The following is a 13,954-nucleotide window of genomic DNA, read 5'->3' as shown; positions in this document are numbered from 1 at the left end:
GGAGCGATTGGGGACGCCATGGATTGGTGCGATCAGCCGCCGCAAGCCTTCTGAGGAATTGACCTGATCACCGTTCCACCGACGCCGGGGACTTCCCCGGCGTTGTCATTTGTAGTGCACTATCGACATGAACCCTCAAGCCCACCGCGTGGACACGCTGGCCGAATGGCTGCGCCTGCCGGCGCGGGCGCAGGCCGGGCTGGTCGAGCCCCTGCCGGCGCTGATCGCGGCGCGGGCGCTGCCCGCTGCGCAGGAAGCGGCGCTGGTGTACACGCTGCGGGTGCTGGAAACGCTCGGCGCCGATTCGGCCACGCTATCGGCTGCGGCGGCCTACCTGGCCCTTCCGGCCGAGGTGATTCCCGCCGGGGTGCCGGCCACCCTCATCGAGGGCCTGCACGAGGCGGAGAAGGTGTGGTCGATCTACGGCGAGCGCGGCGCGCGCACCGGCTCCGAGGGCCTGCGCCGGCTGCTGCTGGCGATCGTGCGCGACCTGCGCGTGGTGCTGATCCTGCTGGCGCGCCAGCTGGTGCGACTGCGCGACTTCAAGACCCTGCCTCCGGACGATCAGCGCCGCCTCGCCGAGCTCACCGCCGACATCCACGCGCCGCTGGCCAACCGCCTCGGGATCTGGCAGCTCAAGTGGGAGCTGGAGGACCTGATCTTCCGCATCCTGCAGCCGGAAACCTATCACCGCCTGGCCGCGCAGCTAGCGGAGAAAAGGGTCGACCGCGAGCGCTACATCGAGGAGACGATGACCGCGCTGCGCGAAGCGCTGGACGGCAGCGGCGTGCGCGCCGAGGTATCGGGACGGCCCAAGCACATCTTCAGCATCTGGAAGAAGATGCAGAAGAAGAAGCTCGCCTTCGACGACCTTTACGACCTGCGCGCGCTGCGGGTGCTGGTGGATGACCTGGGCGCCTGTTACACCGCGCTGGGCATCGTGCACAACCTGTGGCCGCCGATCACCAGCGAATTCGACGACTACATCGCCAACCCCAAGCCCAACGGCTATCGCTCCCTGCACACCGTGGTGCTGGGTCTGCAGGGCAAGGCGATCGAGGTGCAGATCCGCACCGTCGAGATGCACCGGCAGGCCGAACTGGGCGTGGCCGCGCACTGGCGCTACAAGGAGGGTGGCGCGGGCGACAGCGAATTCGAGCGCAAGATCGCCTGGATGCGCCAGCTGCTGGAAACCAGCCGCGAGGACGAGGGCGACGAGCCGCTGCTGGCCGGGCTTTCCACCGAGCTGGTGGAGGATCGCGTTTATGCGCTCACCCCGCAGGGCAAGGTGATCGACCTGCCGCAGGGCGCGACCGTGCTCGACTTCGCCTACCAGGTGCACACCGAAGTGGGGCACCGCTGCCGCGGCGCGAAGGTCAACGGACGCATCGTGCCGCTCAATCACCGTATCGCCAGCGGCGACCGCGTGGAAATCCTCACCGGCAAGGTCTCCGAGCCGCGGCGCGACTGGCTGGTGGCAGGCTCCGGCTTCCTCGCCAGCCCGCGCTCGCGCGAGAAGGTGCGCGGCTGGTTCAACCGCATGGACTTCGCGCGCAACGTGCAGGCCGGGCGCGAGCTGCTGGAAAAAGACCTCAAGCGCACCGGCCAGCACCAGCTCGACCTCGCCCAGGTGCTGCCGAAGCTGCGGCTGGCCAAGCTCGATGATCTCTACGTCGCGGTCGCGCTGGGCGACGTCAGCAGCGGCCAGGTCGCACGCGCCCTGCACGAGGTGACGCGAGCGGCCTCAGAGGTGCCGCACGATCCCTCGCTGACGGGGCTGGGCGGCGCGCTGGCCAAACCGCCGAAGCCGGCCAAGGGCTTCCTGATCGAAGGCGTCGGCAATCTTCTGGTGCAGCTGGCGCGCTGCTGCCAGCCGGTGGCGGGCGATCCGATTGCCGGCTACCTCACGCGCGGGCGCGGCGTTTCCGTGCACCGCAGGAACTGCCCCTCGCTGCGGTCGCTGGCCGCGCGCGCGCCCGAGCGCATCCTGCCGGTGGAATGGGGACGCGAAACCGGACAGAGCTACAGCGTCGATGTGCTGGTGCGCGCCTGGGACCGCAAGTGGCTGCTCAAGGATCTGACCACCGTGATCGGTTCGAGCAACGTCCATATCCTCGGCGTGACCACGCGCGTGGACGAAGGCAGCGGTCGGGCCGAGATTCGCCTGACCCTCAAGGTCGCGGACTTCGAACAGCTCGGCCAGCTGCTGGCGAAGATCGAGGCGGTGCCGGCGGTGCTGGAGGCGCGGCGCACGCAGTAAGCGAAAGAAAGCCGTCGGGGACGTAGCCCCGACCTACGCACCTCCGTAGGTCGGCCCTGCGTGGCCGACGTGGCCAGCGCGGAAAGGAAGCAGTCGGGGACGTAGCCCCGACCTACGAACCGCCATCCGTAGGTTGGCCCTGCGTGGCCGACGTTGCGGGGTATCGAACACCCGTCCGGGCTACGTCCCCGACGAAGATTCTTCGGGTGCGACGGGAGCCCTGCGGACAGGCGAGGATTTCCGCCCTCACGCCTGCGCGGCGCGGGCCTTGATGACTTCCAGCAGCGCCGCCAGGCCGTTGCTGCGGGTGGGCGAGAGGTGCTTGGCGAGGCCGATGGCGGCGATGTAGTCGGGCGTGGTGTCGAGGATTTCCCGGGCGCTGCGGCCCGAATAGACCCGCAGCGCGAGGAAGATGAGGCCCGAGACGATGGCCGAGTCGCTGACGGCATGGAACACCAGCCGCTGCGCGTCGCCTTCCGGCACGATCCACACCATCGACTGGCAGCCGTGCAGGCGGTGCTCTTCGGTTTTCCAGGCATCCGGGAACTCCGGCAGCTTGCGACCGAGGTCGATCAGGTACTGGTAGCGTTCGGTCCAGTCGGAGAAGAAGCCGAACTCCTCGATGATCGCGGCTTGCGCCTCGGCGGCGCTGGGTTCGAGTGGGAATACGGTGTCGGTCATGGGGTTGCCGGATGCGGCGTCATTCCGGCTTGCGCTGGAATGACGGGAGTTCGGATGCGTCACGCGCGCTTCCAGCGCACGCCCTGCGGGGTGTCTTCCAGGATGATGCCTTCGCCGGCGAGCTGGTCGCGGATCGCATCGGCACGGGCGAAGTCGCGCGCCTTCTTGGCGGCGCTGCGCTCGTCCACCAGCGCCTGGATGCGGGCGTCGTCCGCATCGTCCGCGCCGCGCGCAAACCAGGCCGCGGGTGATTGCTGCAGCAGCCCCAGCGCGCGTCCGGCACCCAGCAGGGCGCGCTTGGCGGCCGCGCGCGCCTCGCGGCCTTCGGCCTTGCGCGCGGCGGAGGCCAGGCTGGCCAGTTCGGCCAGCGCCGCCGGGGTGTTGATGTCATCGTCCAGCGCCGCTTCGATCGCGGCAGGGATATCGGCATCGCCGGCGCTCGCCTCGATGTCGTGCAGGTCGCGCAGGGTGCCGTAGAGCCGATCCAGCGTGCGCACGGATTGCTCGATCAACGCATCGGACCAGTCCAGCGGCTGGCGGTAATGGGCCGAAAGCAGGGCGTAGCGCAGCGCTTCGGCGGGATGGCGCTCCAGCAGATCGTTGACGCGGCTGACGTTGCCGACCGATTTCGACATCTTGGCCCCGTCGAACATCAGCATGCCGTTGTGCAGCCAGTAGCGCGCGAACACCTTGCCGCCGTGCGCGCAGGTGCTCTGCGCGATCTCGTTCTCGTGGTGCGGAAACTGCAGGTCGATGCCGCCGGCGTGGATGTCGATGGTCTCGCCCAGGTGCGCCGCGCTCATCGCCGAGCATTCGATGTGCCAGCCCGGACGGCCGCGGCCCCAGGGCGATTCCCAGCCGGGGAGATCGTCGCTGGAGGGCTTCCACAGCACGAAGTCGCCGGCGTCGCGCTTGTACGGGGCCACTTCGATGCGCGCGCCGGCCAGCATCTCGTCGCGGTCGCGGCGCGAGAGTGCGCCGTAGGCCGGAAAGCTCGCCACCGAGAACAGGACGTGGCCTTCGGCCGCGTAGGCGTGGCCGCTGTCGATCAGGCGCTGGATCATCGCGATCATCTGCGCGATGTGCGCGGTCGCGTGCGGCTCCACGTCCGGCGCGGCCACGCCCAGCATCCCCATGTGCTCGCGGTAGGCCTCGGTGAAGCGGGAAGCGATGTCGCCGATGGGAACGCCGGCCTCGCGCGCGGCGGCATTGATCTTGTCGTCCACGTCGGTGATATTGCGCGCGTAGACCACCTGGCCGTAGCGTCGGCGCAGCAGCTCGGCCAGCACGCCGAACACCACCGCGGGGCGCGCGTTGCCGATGTGCACGAAGTTGTAGACCGTCGGCCCGCACAGGTACATGGTCACGCGGGAGGGATCGAGCGGCGTGAATGCCTCGAGTCGTCGGCTGAGGCTGTTGTGCAGGTGAAGGCTCATGGGTCGCGTCGTTCGGAAGGCAAGTCCGCCATTCTAATCGCGACGACGCGATGCTGCCGACGCGGCACGCGCAGGCTGGCAAGGCGCGGTTCGCGCCGTCAGGGAATTGTTAAAGGCGGGATTCAGCCGTCCGGTGCTTGAATCATGCCATTCATTCCGAGCCTGCTGCCGGAGCGCGCGTGGCGCGGAATGGAGGAAGGCCGTCGCGCTGCGGCGGTATCGGGTCATGGAGGATGCGATGAAGTGGAATCCTGCTCTCGTACTTGCGGCCGCGCTTGCCCCCGCAGGTGCCGCGTGCGCGCAGGGCGTGGCCTATGTCGATGTACCGGTGCAGGGGCGCGAAAACGTCAGCTATGCCTATGCCGACGTGCTGCGCGCCATCCCGACCTACGAGATCAACCGGATCGTCGAGCCGGTAGTGCAGTGCGGCGAGGAAACGCTGGACGCCTCCGCCCGGACCAATGCGGGTGATGGCCTGGCACCGAACGGCCCCGCGCAGAAGGCCGCGGCCGATGCGTCCGGCCCGGGCAAAGGCACCGGCACCGAGGCCGCGGCACCGCCCTGCCGCACCGTGATGGTCGAGCGCGAGGAGCGCCGCATCAGCGGCTACGACGTGGAATACCGCTACAAGGGCGAGCTGTACCTGTCGCGCATGGACGTGGACCCGGGCAACAAGCTGCGCATCCGCGTCACCGTCGCGCCGGCGGACTGATGTTTTGCTGCCTTGCAGCATGAGTGCCGTCGTGCGACACTCCGCCGCCATGAACCGCGCGATTTCCTCCGCCGACGTCGTCACCACCGCCCGCATGGCGGCGGGCATGACCTCGCGCGCGCGCCGACCGTTGCCGCCACCGTAGGGCTGGGCAGCGGCGGGGTTCCGCCATTCCGATTCGCAAAGGAAAGCCTGGCCTCCCGCCGGGCTTTTTTCGTTTTCCGCCGCCGTCCGTACCGCGTCCCGCACAGGATTTCCCCCGCATGAGCCCGACCGCCTCCCCGATCCGCCACTTCCTCAACACCCAGGACTGGTCGCGCGCCGACCTCGACGTGCTGCTGGCCGAGGCCGCGCGCTGCAAGCGCGAAAAGCCGGGCGACGCGCTCAAGGGCAAATCCATCGCGCTGGTGTTCTTCAATCCTTCGATGCGTACCCGCACCAGCTTCGAGCTCGGTGCCTTCCAGCTCGGCGGCCATGCCGTCGTGCTGCAGCCGGGCAAGGACGCCTGGCCGATCGAGTTCGACCTCGGCACGGTGATGGACGGCGACACCGAGGAGCACATCGCGGAAGTGGCGCGGGTTCTGGCGCGCTACGTGGACCTGATCGGCGTGCGCGCCTTCCCGAAGTTCGTCGACTGGCAGATCGATCGGCAGGACCGCGTGCTCAAGGCGTTCGCGAAGTATTCGACGGTGCCGGTCATCAACATGGAAACCATCACCCACCCCTGCCAGGAGCTGGCGCACGCGCTGGCGCTGCGCGAGCACTTCGGCACGGAGGATCTTCGCGGCAAAAAGTACGTGCTGACCTGGACCTACCATCCGAAACCGCTCAACACTGCGGTGGCGAACTCCGCGCTCACCATCGCCACGCGCCTCGGGATGAACGTGACCCTGCTGTGCCCGACGCCCGAGTACGTGCTGGACGAGCGCTACATGGGCTGGGCGCGCGACAACGTGGCCGAGTCCGGCGGCTCGCTCACCGTCAGCCACGATATCGAATCGGCCTATGCCGGTGCCGACGTGGTCTATGCCAAGAGCTGGGGCGCGCTGCCTTACTTCGGCAACTGGGGCCCGGAAAAACCCATCCGCGACCAGTACCGGCACTTCATCGTGGACGAGGCCAAGATGGCCCTCACCAACAGCGCCGTCTTCAGCCACTGCCTGCCGCTGCGCCGCAACGTCAAAGCCACCGACGCGGTGATGGACTCCCCGCGCTGCATCGCCATCGAGGAAGCCGAGAACCGGCTGCATGTGCAGAAGGCCGTGATGGCGGCCCTGGTGGGCCGCCATCACGGCCGGGATTTGTGATTGGGGATTCGGGATTTGCAAGAGCGCTTCGATCCACGACCTCGCCAGCTTTTGACTTAGCCATTTCCAGAGAACCCTCATGTCGCCACAGCCCGCTTCAACGAATCCCGAATCCCGAATCCCGAATCCCGCCTCCGCTGAAGGCCAGGACATCGTTCTTGCTTTCAGCGGAGGCCTGGACACCAGCTTCTGCGTGCCCTGGCTCAAGGAGCGCGGCTGGCGGGTGCATACGGTGTTTGCCGACACCGGCGGGGTGGATGCCGCCGAGCGCGCCTTCATCGAGCAGCGCGCCGCCGAGCTGGGCGTGGCGAGCCATCTCAGCGTCGATGGCGGGGCGGCGCTCTGGGAAGATTTCGTCAGGCCCTTCGTGTGGGCCGGGCAGGGGTATCAGGGCCAGTATCCGCTGCTGGTATCGGATCGCTACCTGATCGTCGATGCCGCGCTCAGGCGCGCCGCCGAGCTGGGCACCAACGCCATCGCGCACGGCTGCACCGGCATGGGCAACGACCAGGTGCGCTTCGATCTGGCGGTGAAGGCGCAGGGCAGCTACCGGATCGTCGCGCCGATCCGCGAAATCCAGAAGGAGCACACCCAGACCCGCGCCTACGAGCAGGCCTACCTGGAAGAACGCGGCTTTGGCGTGCGCGCCAAGCAGCAGCAGTACACGATCAACGAAAACCTCCTGGGCGTGACGCTCTCGGGCGGCGAGATCGACCGCTGGGAAGCGCCCGGCGACGGCGCGCGCGGCTGGTGCGCGCCGCGCGAGGCGTGGCCCGCGGAACCGCTGCGCGTCGCGCTGCGCTTTGTCGAAGGCGAGGCCGTGGCGCTGGATGGTGAAATCCTGCCGGGTGCGGAGATTCTGGCGCGGCTCAACGCGCAGTTCGCGCGCTACGGCGTCGGGCGCGGCATGTACACCGGCGACACCACCATCGGCCTCAAGGGCCGCATCGTGTACGAGGCTCCCGGCCTCACCGCGCTGCTGGCCGCGCACCGCGCGCTGGAAGAAGCGGTGCTGAGCAAGCAGCAGAACCGCTTCAAGCCGGACGTGGCGCGGCGCTGGGTGGAGCTGGTGTACGAGGGCTTCTTCCACGACCCGCTGAAGGCCGATCTGGAAGCCTTCCTCAAGTCCTCGCAGGCCAAGGTGAATGGCGAGGTGGTGCTGGAAACCCACGGCGGCGTGGTGAACGCGGTCGCGTTGCGCTCGCCGCATATCCTGCAGTCCAAGGGTGCGACCTATGCCCAGAGCGCCGACTGGGGCGTGGAGGAGGCCGAGGGCTTCATCAAACTGTTCGGCATGAGCTCCACGCTGTGGGCCGAGGTGAACCGGTGAGCGCGGGAACAGCTTTCCGTCGGGGACGTAGCCCCGACCTACGGCGCATCCGCCGCGCCGTTTGCGCAGGTCGGCCCTGCGCGGCCGACGTTGGCTACGCGGCCGACGTGGGTGATCGGGATGATGGTGCATTCCGTCGGGGACGTAGCCCCGACCTACGGCGCATCCGCCGTGCCGTTTGCGCAGGTCGGCCCTGCGCGGCTGACGTTGAACCACACGCGCGAAATTGCACATGACCACATTGTTGGAAGCGACGCTCGATCACCTCGGGAAGCTGGTGTCCTTCGACACCCGCAATCCGCCGCGCGCGATTTCTGCACGGGGCGGGATCTTCGACTACCTGCGCGCGCACCTGCCCGGCTTCACGGTCGAGGTGGTCGACCACGGTGCCGGCGCGGTGAGCCTGTACGCGGTGCGCGGTGCGCCGAAGCTGCTGTTCAACGTGCACCTGGATACCGTCCCCGATTCGCCCGCCTGGAGCGCCGATCCGCTGGTGATGCGCCGGCTCGACGACCGCGTGGTCGGGCTCGGGGTGTGCGACATCAAGGGCGCGGCGGCGGCGCTGCTGGCGGCGGCCAGCGCCACGCAGGGCGACGCGGCGTTTCTTTTTTCCAGCGACGAGGAGGCCAACGATCCGCGCTGCATCGACGCTTTCCTCGCGCGGAAGATTCCGTACGCCGCCGTGCTGGTGGCCGAGCCGACGCGGGCGCGCGCGGTGCTCGCCCATCGCGGCATCAGCGCGGTGTCGATGCGCTTTGCCGGCCGCGCCGGCCACGCCTCGGCGCGCCTCGCGCCCAGCGACAGCGCGCTGCACCAGGCGGTCGAATGGGGCCATCGCGCGCTGGCGCTGGTGGCGCAGATGGAAAACGAAACCTTCGGCGGGCTTTCGGGCCTGCGCTTCAACATCGGCCGCATCGAGGGCGGCATCAAGGCCAACGTGATCGCGCCGCAGGCGGATCTGCGTTTCGGCTTTCGCCCGCTGCCCTCGATGGACATGGACGATCTGCTCGCGCGGTTCCGCGCGCTGGCCGAGCCTGCGCCGGTGCTGTTCGACGAAACCTTCCGCGGCCCGAGCCTGCCGTCGGGCGATCCGGCGCAGGCCGAGGCGCAGCGTCTGCGTGCCGAATCCATCGCGCGCGGGCTGGATCTCGAAATTGGCGAGGCGGTGGACTTCTGGACCGAAGCCTCGCTCTTTTCCGCCGCCGGTTACACCACCTTCGTTTACGGCCCCGGCGACATCGCCCAGGCGCACGCCGCCGACGAGTGGGTGGCGCTGGACCAGCTCCGGCGCTATGCCGATTCCCTTCTCCGCATCCTCGGAAACTGATCCGTGACCCCGATCCTCAAGCCGGACGCCGTGCACGACCCGCAGACCCGCCAGACCATCGTGCGGCTGCTTTCCAGCATGGCCAGCCCCAAGGAAATCAGCCAGTACCTCAAACGCTTCTCGCAGCTCGACGCGGCGCGCTTCGCGGTGGTGAAGGTGGGCGGCGCGGTGCTGCGCGACGACCTCGATGCGCTGGTGTCCTCGCTCGCCTTCCTGCAGGACGTCGGCCTGACGCCCATCGTCATCCACGGTGCCGGCCCGCAGCTCGACGCCGAGCTGTCCGCCGCCGGCATCGAGAAGCAGACCATCGACGGCCTGCGCGTCACCTCGTCGCAGGCGCTGGCGATCGTGCGGCGCGTCTTCCACGCCCAGAACCTCATGCTGGTCGAAGCCCTGCAGCGCGCCGATGCGCGCGCCACCAGCATCGTCTCGGGCGTGTTCGAGGCCGACTACAAGGATCAGGCGCGCTATGGCCTGGTGGGCGAGGTCCGGCGGGTGGAGCGCGCGCTGATCGAAGCCAGCCTGCAGTCGGGTTCGATCCCGGTCATCGCCTCGCTGGGCGAAACCGCAGGCGGGCAGATCCTCAACGTCAACGCGGATTTCGCCGCCAACGCGCTGGTGCGCGAACTGCAGCCCTACAAGATCGTGTTCCTCACCGGCACCGGCGGGCTGCTGGATGCGAGCGGCAGGATCATCGATTCGATCAACCTCTCCACCCAGTACAACCAGCTCATGTCCGAGCCGTGGATCGATGGCGGGATGCGGGTGAAGATCCAGCAGATCAAGGATCTCCTCGACGGCCTGCCGCAGGCGTCCTCGGTGTCGATCACCCAGCCGGCGGAGCTGGCCAAGGAGCTGTTCACCCACAAAGGCTCGGGCACGCTGGTGCGTCGCGGCGAACGGGTGCTGACGGCAGACCGCTGGGACGAGCTCGATCTGGTGCGCCTGCGCGAGCTGATCGAATCGGCCTTCGGGCGACGTCTGGTGGCCGACTACTTCGAGCGCACCGCACTGCATCGGGCCTACGTCAGCGAGAACTACCGCGCCGCGGTGCTCCTCACCCGGGAATCGGCGGGCACCTATCTCGACAAGTTCGCCGTGCTCGACGAGGCCCAGGGCGAAGGGCTGGGGCGCGCGGTATGGCAGGTGATGCGCGACGAGAACCCGCGCCTGTTCTGGCGCTCGCGCCACGGCAATCCGGTCAACCCGTTCTACTACGCCGAGTCCGATGGCTGCATCAAGCGCGAAAAGTGGAAGGTGTTCTGGTATGGCCCGGCCGAATTCCCCCTGATCGAACGCTACGTCGCCCTGTGCGCGCAGCGCCCCGCCACGCTGGAGGAGTCGGCATGAAGAAGACCGTGGGCATCATCGGCGCGCGCGGCCATACCGGTGCCGAGCTGATCCGCCTGATCGCGGGGCATCCGGGGCTGGAGCTGGTCTTCGTGTCCTCGCGCGAGCTGGCCGGCGAGCGCGTAGCCGACCACAACCCGGATTTTCCCGGGGAATTGCGCTACGAGAATCTTGATCCCGAAGCCACCGCTTCGCGCGGTGCCGACGCGGTGATCCTGGCCCTGCCCAATGGCAAGGGCGAGCCGTTTGTCGAGGCGATCCGGTCCGCTGCTGTCAATGGCGGGGAAAACTCCGGCCCGGTCATCATCGACCTCTCCGCCGACCACCGCTTCGATGCCGCCTGGTACTACGGCCTGCCCGAGCTCACCCGGCAGCGCTACGCGGGCCAGCGCCGGATCAGCAATCCGGGCTGCTACGCCACCGCCATGCAGCTGGCGATCGCGCCGCTCGCGGGCGAGCTGGCCGGGCCGCCGCAGTGCTTCGGCGTGTCCGGCTATTCAGGGGCGGGCACCACGCCTTCGGACAAGAACGACACCGAAAAACTGCGCGACAACCTGATGCCCTACGCGCTCACCGACCACATCCATGAGCGCGAAGTCACCGCCCATCTCGGCATGCCGGTGGAATTCATGCCGCACGTCGCACCGCACTTTCGCGGCATCACCATGACGGTCAACCTGTGGCTGCGCCAGCCGATGAGCCGCGAGGCGGTGCGCGCGAAGTACCTGGACTTCTACGGCAGCGAGCCGCTGGTGGCGATCCAGGACGATGCGCCCTGGGTCTCGCGCATCGCCGGGCGGCACGGCGCGGCCATCGGCGGCTTCACGGTGTCGCCGGACCGCCGCCGCGTGGTGGTCGTGGCCACGCTCGACAACCTGCTCAAGGGCGCGGCCACGCAGGCGATGCAGAACCTCAACCGCGCGCTGGGTTTCGACGAACTGACGGGGATCGAGGCATGAGCGGACTGCTGTGGCAAAAGCCCGGCGTGGCGGTGGATGCACAAATCCAGCGTTTCCTTGCCGGCGACGACGTGATCCTCGATCGCGAGTTCTTCCTGCACGACATCGCCGCCAGCCGCGCGCACGCCGAGGGCCTGCAGCGAATCGGCATGCTCGGTGCCGATGAGCTTGAAGGGCTGAGGCGCGAGCTGGCCCACCTCGCCGAGGATTTCCGCAGCGGCACATTCGTCCTCGACGGGCGCTACGAGGACGGCCACTCCGCCATCGAAGCCCGCCTGACCGAGCGCCTCGGCGACGCCGGCCGCAAGATCCACACCGGGCGCAGCCGCAACGACCAGGTCCTCGTCGCCACGCGGCTGTGGCTGAAAGAGAAGCTGGCCCGCGTGGCGTCGCTGTCGCGCGAGATCGCGGGCGTCGCGCTGGATCGCGCGCAGGCCGAGCGGCACCTGCCGATGCCCGGCTACACCCATATCCAGCGCGCCGTGGTGTCCAGCGCCGGGATGTGGTGGGCGGGCTGGGCGGAGGCCTTCATCGACGACGCCGTGCGCGCCGCCGACACGTTCGCCCTGATCGACTGCAATCCGCTCGGCACCGCCGCCGGCTACGGCGTGAATCTCAGGCTCGACCGCGACCACACCACCGCCGCGCTCGGCTTTTCGCGCCTGCAGGTGTCGCCGGTCTACGCCCAGCTTTCGCGCGGCAAGTTCGAGCTGGCCGCGCTCGAAGCGCTCGGCAGCGCCACGCTGGATCTGCGCCGCCTCGCCTGGGATCTCTCGCTCTTCACCAGCGCCGAATTCGGCTTCGTCGCCTTGCCGGCGCAGTACACCACCGGCTCGTCGATCATGCCCAATAAGCGCAATCCCGACGTGATCGAGCTGATGCGCGCCACCCACGCCAGCGTCGCCGCGGCGCGCACCGAGATCGAGCAGCTGCTGTCGCTGCCTTCGGGCTATCACCGCGACCTGCAGGCCAGCAAGGGCGCGATCTTCCACGGTTTCGGGCGCGGCCTGGCGGCGCTGGAGCTTTTGCCCGCGCTGCTGGCGAACCTGGAATGGCGCGAAGAGCGCCTGCGCGCGGCGATCGATTCGGGCATGTATGCCACCGATGTCGCGGTGGATGCTGCCATTGCCGGCGTGCCGTTCCGCGACGCCTACAGGGCCGCGGCGGCGAGCAGCGACAGCGCCGGGCAGGGGCGCACGCCCGAAGGCAGCCTCGCCGCACGCACCTCACCCGGTGCCGCCGTGGATCTGCGCCTCGATGTGCTGCGCGAACGCCTGGCGCGCGCTTCTTGATGCAATCCGCGCACCGCCAGCGACAGATCCGCCGCGCAGGGCGGAACCCGCGCAGCGGTTTCCGCCGTGATTCCCGCTCCATCCATCGCGTGAAGCCTGTCCCGCCGATACCAATGCCATGACCGCATCCGCATCGTCCTTCACCGAACGCCCCCTGCCGCGCTGGAAGCGCGCCGTGCTCAAGGTCGGCAGCAGCCTGGTGGCCGCGCCCGGCGGCGGGCTGACGCCGCGCTATGCGCTGGCGCTGGCGCAGTTCGTGTCGAGCAGCCGGCAGGCCGGGCGCGAGGTGGTGATCGTCTCCTCCGGCGCGGTCGCCGCCGGGCGCGCGATCGTGCCCGGCGCGCTCGAATCCGGTGCCGTGATGGCGGCGCGCCAGGCGCTGGCGGCGCTCGGACAGGCGCAGCTCATCGGGCTGTGGCAGCGCTTCTTCGAGCGCCCCGTGGCGCAGGTGCTCCTGACCCACGACGACCTGCGCAACCGCCGCCGCTATCTCAACGCGCGTGCGACGCTGCTGGAGCTGCTGCGCCTCGATGCCATTCCCGTGGTCAACGAGAACGACACGGTTTCGGTGGATGAGCTCAAGCTCGGCGACAACGACAACCTCGCCGCCTTCGTCGCGGCCCTCGTCGATGCCGACCTGCTGCTGATCGCCAGCGACGTGCCCGGCCTCTACACCGCCAACCCGCGCGACGATCCGTCCGCGCGGCCGGTGGACGAGGTGGCCGAAGTGGGCGAATCGATACTGGCGATGGCCGGCGGTGCCGGCAGCGTGATCGGCACCGGCGGCATGGCGACCAAGCTGCAGGCCGCGGCCAAGGCCGCCGGCGCGGGCATCCAGACCGTGCTGTTCGACGGCACCGACGCCGACGCGCTGCGCCTCATGGCGCACGGCGCGATGCGCGGCACCCTCGTGCGCGCCAGCCTCTCGCGCACGGCGGCGCGCAAGCACTGGCTGCGCCATGCGCCGTCCGCGCCCGGCGCGGTCCTCGTCGATGCCGGCGCGGCGCGCGCGCTGTCGGAGAAGGGCGCCTCCCTGCTGCCCGGCGGCGTGGTCGAGGTGGAAGGCGACTTCGCGCGCGGCGACATCGTGGATGTCCGCGCCGCCGAGGGCGCAGGCGCGCGCCCGGTCGCGCGCGGCATCGTGCAGTATTCGGCCCGCGACATCCGCCGCATCGCCCGCCGCCACAGCCGCGAAATCCAGGCCCTGCTCGGCTACACCTACGACGACGCCGTCGTCCACCGCGACGACCTGGTCGTGCTGTAGGCCGCGCCCGCGTAGAACACCGCGTCGGGGGCGTAG

The 13,954-nt window shown here is 69.1% G+C and carries 11 protein-coding genes; 9 read left to right on the top strand and 2 right to left on the bottom strand.

Annotated features, from left to right (window positions below):
• The first annotated feature begins 127 nt into the window (after positions 1-127).
• Positions 128-2,260, top strand: coding sequence for a RelA/SpoT family protein (locus tag WB794_RS11330; protein WP_337335966.1), 2,133 nt, complete (start codon positions 128-130; stop codon positions 2,258-2,260).
• Between the two features lie 246 nt (positions 2,261-2,506).
• On the opposite strand, the gene WB794_RS11325 is transcribed toward WB794_RS11330, so the two are convergent.
• The gene (locus WB794_RS11325; RefSeq protein ID WP_337335965.1) at positions 2,507-2,941 is read right to left on the bottom strand and encodes a SufE family protein; all 435 of its coding nucleotides are present in this window, start codon (positions 2,939-2,941) and stop codon (positions 2,507-2,509) included.
• 59 nt (positions 2,942-3,000) lie between these two features.
• Positions 3,001-4,377 (bottom strand): cysteine--tRNA ligase, encoded by a 1,377-nt coding sequence (gene cysS / locus WB794_RS11320; protein ID WP_337335964.1) that lies wholly within the window; start codon positions 4,375-4,377, stop codon positions 3,001-3,003.
• A gap of 238 nt (positions 4,378-4,615) precedes the next feature.
• Between cysS and WB794_RS11315 the strand changes: the two genes are divergently transcribed.
• The 8 genes from WB794_RS11315 to proB all read left to right on the top strand — a co-directional run bounded on the left by WB794_RS11315 (position 4,616) and on the right by proB (position 13,918).
• Positions 4,616-5,089 carry a hypothetical protein gene (locus WB794_RS11315; protein ID WP_337335963.1) on the top strand — a complete coding sequence of 158 codons (474 nt, stop codon included), beginning with the start codon at positions 4,616-4,618 and terminating at the stop codon, positions 5,087-5,089.
• 263 nt (positions 5,090-5,352) lie between these two features.
• Positions 5,353-6,396 (top strand): N-acetylornithine carbamoyltransferase, encoded by a 1,044-nt coding sequence (locus WB794_RS11310; protein WP_337335962.1) that lies wholly within the window; start codon positions 5,353-5,355, stop codon positions 6,394-6,396.
• 79 nt (positions 6,397-6,475) lie between these two features.
• Positions 6,476-7,726, top strand: a complete 1,251-nt coding sequence (locus WB794_RS11305; protein ID WP_337335961.1) for an argininosuccinate synthase — start codon at positions 6,476-6,478, stop codon at positions 7,724-7,726.
• A gap of 232 nt (positions 7,727-7,958) precedes the next feature.
• Positions 7,959-9,053 carry an acetylornithine deacetylase gene (locus tag WB794_RS11300; RefSeq protein WP_337335960.1) on the top strand — a complete coding sequence of 365 codons (1,095 nt, stop codon included), beginning with the start codon at positions 7,959-7,961 and terminating at the stop codon, positions 9,051-9,053.
• A gap of 78 nt (positions 9,054-9,131) precedes the next feature.
• A complete protein-coding gene (locus tag WB794_RS11295) occupies positions 9,132-10,403 on the top strand; it encodes an acetylglutamate kinase (protein ID WP_415926687.1) in 1,272 nt (423 codons plus the stop codon).
• Positions 10,400-11,362, top strand: a complete 963-nt coding sequence (argC, locus tag WB794_RS11290) for an N-acetyl-gamma-glutamyl-phosphate reductase (RefSeq protein WP_337335959.1) — start codon at positions 10,400-10,402, stop codon at positions 11,360-11,362. Before WB794_RS11295 ends, argC begins: the two co-directional genes overlap by 4 nt.
• Positions 11,359-12,654 carry an argininosuccinate lyase gene (gene argH, locus WB794_RS11285; RefSeq protein ID WP_337335958.1) on the top strand — a complete coding sequence of 432 codons (1,296 nt, stop codon included), beginning with the start codon at positions 11,359-11,361 and terminating at the stop codon, positions 12,652-12,654. The genes argC and argH overlap by 4 nt, the downstream gene beginning before the upstream one ends.
• A 118-nt stretch (positions 12,655-12,772) precedes the next feature.
• On the top strand, positions 12,773-13,918 hold the full coding sequence (gene proB / locus WB794_RS11280) for a glutamate 5-kinase (protein ID WP_337335957.1): 1,146 nt from the start codon (positions 12,773-12,775) through the stop codon (positions 13,916-13,918).
• Positions 13,919-13,954: the final 36 nt, after the last annotated feature.

The organism is Denitratimonas tolerans (assembly GCF_037203605.1).
GTDB classification, from domain to species: domain Bacteria; phylum Pseudomonadota; class Gammaproteobacteria; order Xanthomonadales; family Xanthomonadaceae; genus Denitratimonas; species Denitratimonas tolerans.
This window is presented reverse-complemented; position numbering and strand designations above follow the sequence as displayed.

What these genes read in the sequence shown, in the direction of transcription:
- cysS (WP_337335964.1), bottom strand. Translation starts at nt 4,377, where the DNA reads ATGAGCCTTCACCTGCACAACAGCCTCAGCCGACGACTCGAGGCATTC.
- WB794_RS11305 (WP_337335961.1), top strand. Translation starts at nt 6,476, where the DNA reads ATGTCGCCACAGCCCGCTTCAACGAATCCCGAATCCCGAATCCCGAAT.
- WB794_RS11315 (WP_337335963.1), top strand. Translation starts at nt 4,616, where the DNA reads ATGAAGTGGAATCCTGCTCTCGTACTTGCGGCCGCGCTTGCCCCCGCA.
- WB794_RS11300 (WP_337335960.1), top strand. Translation starts at nt 7,959, where the DNA reads ATGACCACATTGTTGGAAGCGACGCTCGATCACCTCGGGAAGCTGGTG.
- WB794_RS11310 (WP_337335962.1), top strand. Translation starts at nt 5,353, where the DNA reads ATGAGCCCGACCGCCTCCCCGATCCGCCACTTCCTCAACACCCAGGAC.
- WB794_RS11295 (WP_415926687.1), top strand. Translation starts at nt 9,132, where the DNA reads ATGGCCAGCCCCAAGGAAATCAGCCAGTACCTCAAACGCTTCTCGCAG.
- WB794_RS11325 (WP_337335965.1), bottom strand. Translation starts at nt 2,941, where the DNA reads ATGACCGACACCGTATTCCCACTCGAACCCAGCGCCGCCGAGGCGCAA.
- argH (WP_337335958.1), top strand. Translation starts at nt 11,359, where the DNA reads ATGAGCGGACTGCTGTGGCAAAAGCCCGGCGTGGCGGTGGATGCACAA.
- proB (WP_337335957.1), top strand. Translation starts at nt 12,773, where the DNA reads ATGACCGCATCCGCATCGTCCTTCACCGAACGCCCCCTGCCGCGCTGG.
- WB794_RS11330 (WP_337335966.1), top strand. Translation starts at nt 128, where the DNA reads ATGAACCCTCAAGCCCACCGCGTGGACACGCTGGCCGAATGGCTGCGC.
- argC (WP_337335959.1), top strand. Translation starts at nt 10,400, where the DNA reads ATGAAGAAGACCGTGGGCATCATCGGCGCGCGCGGCCATACCGGTGCC.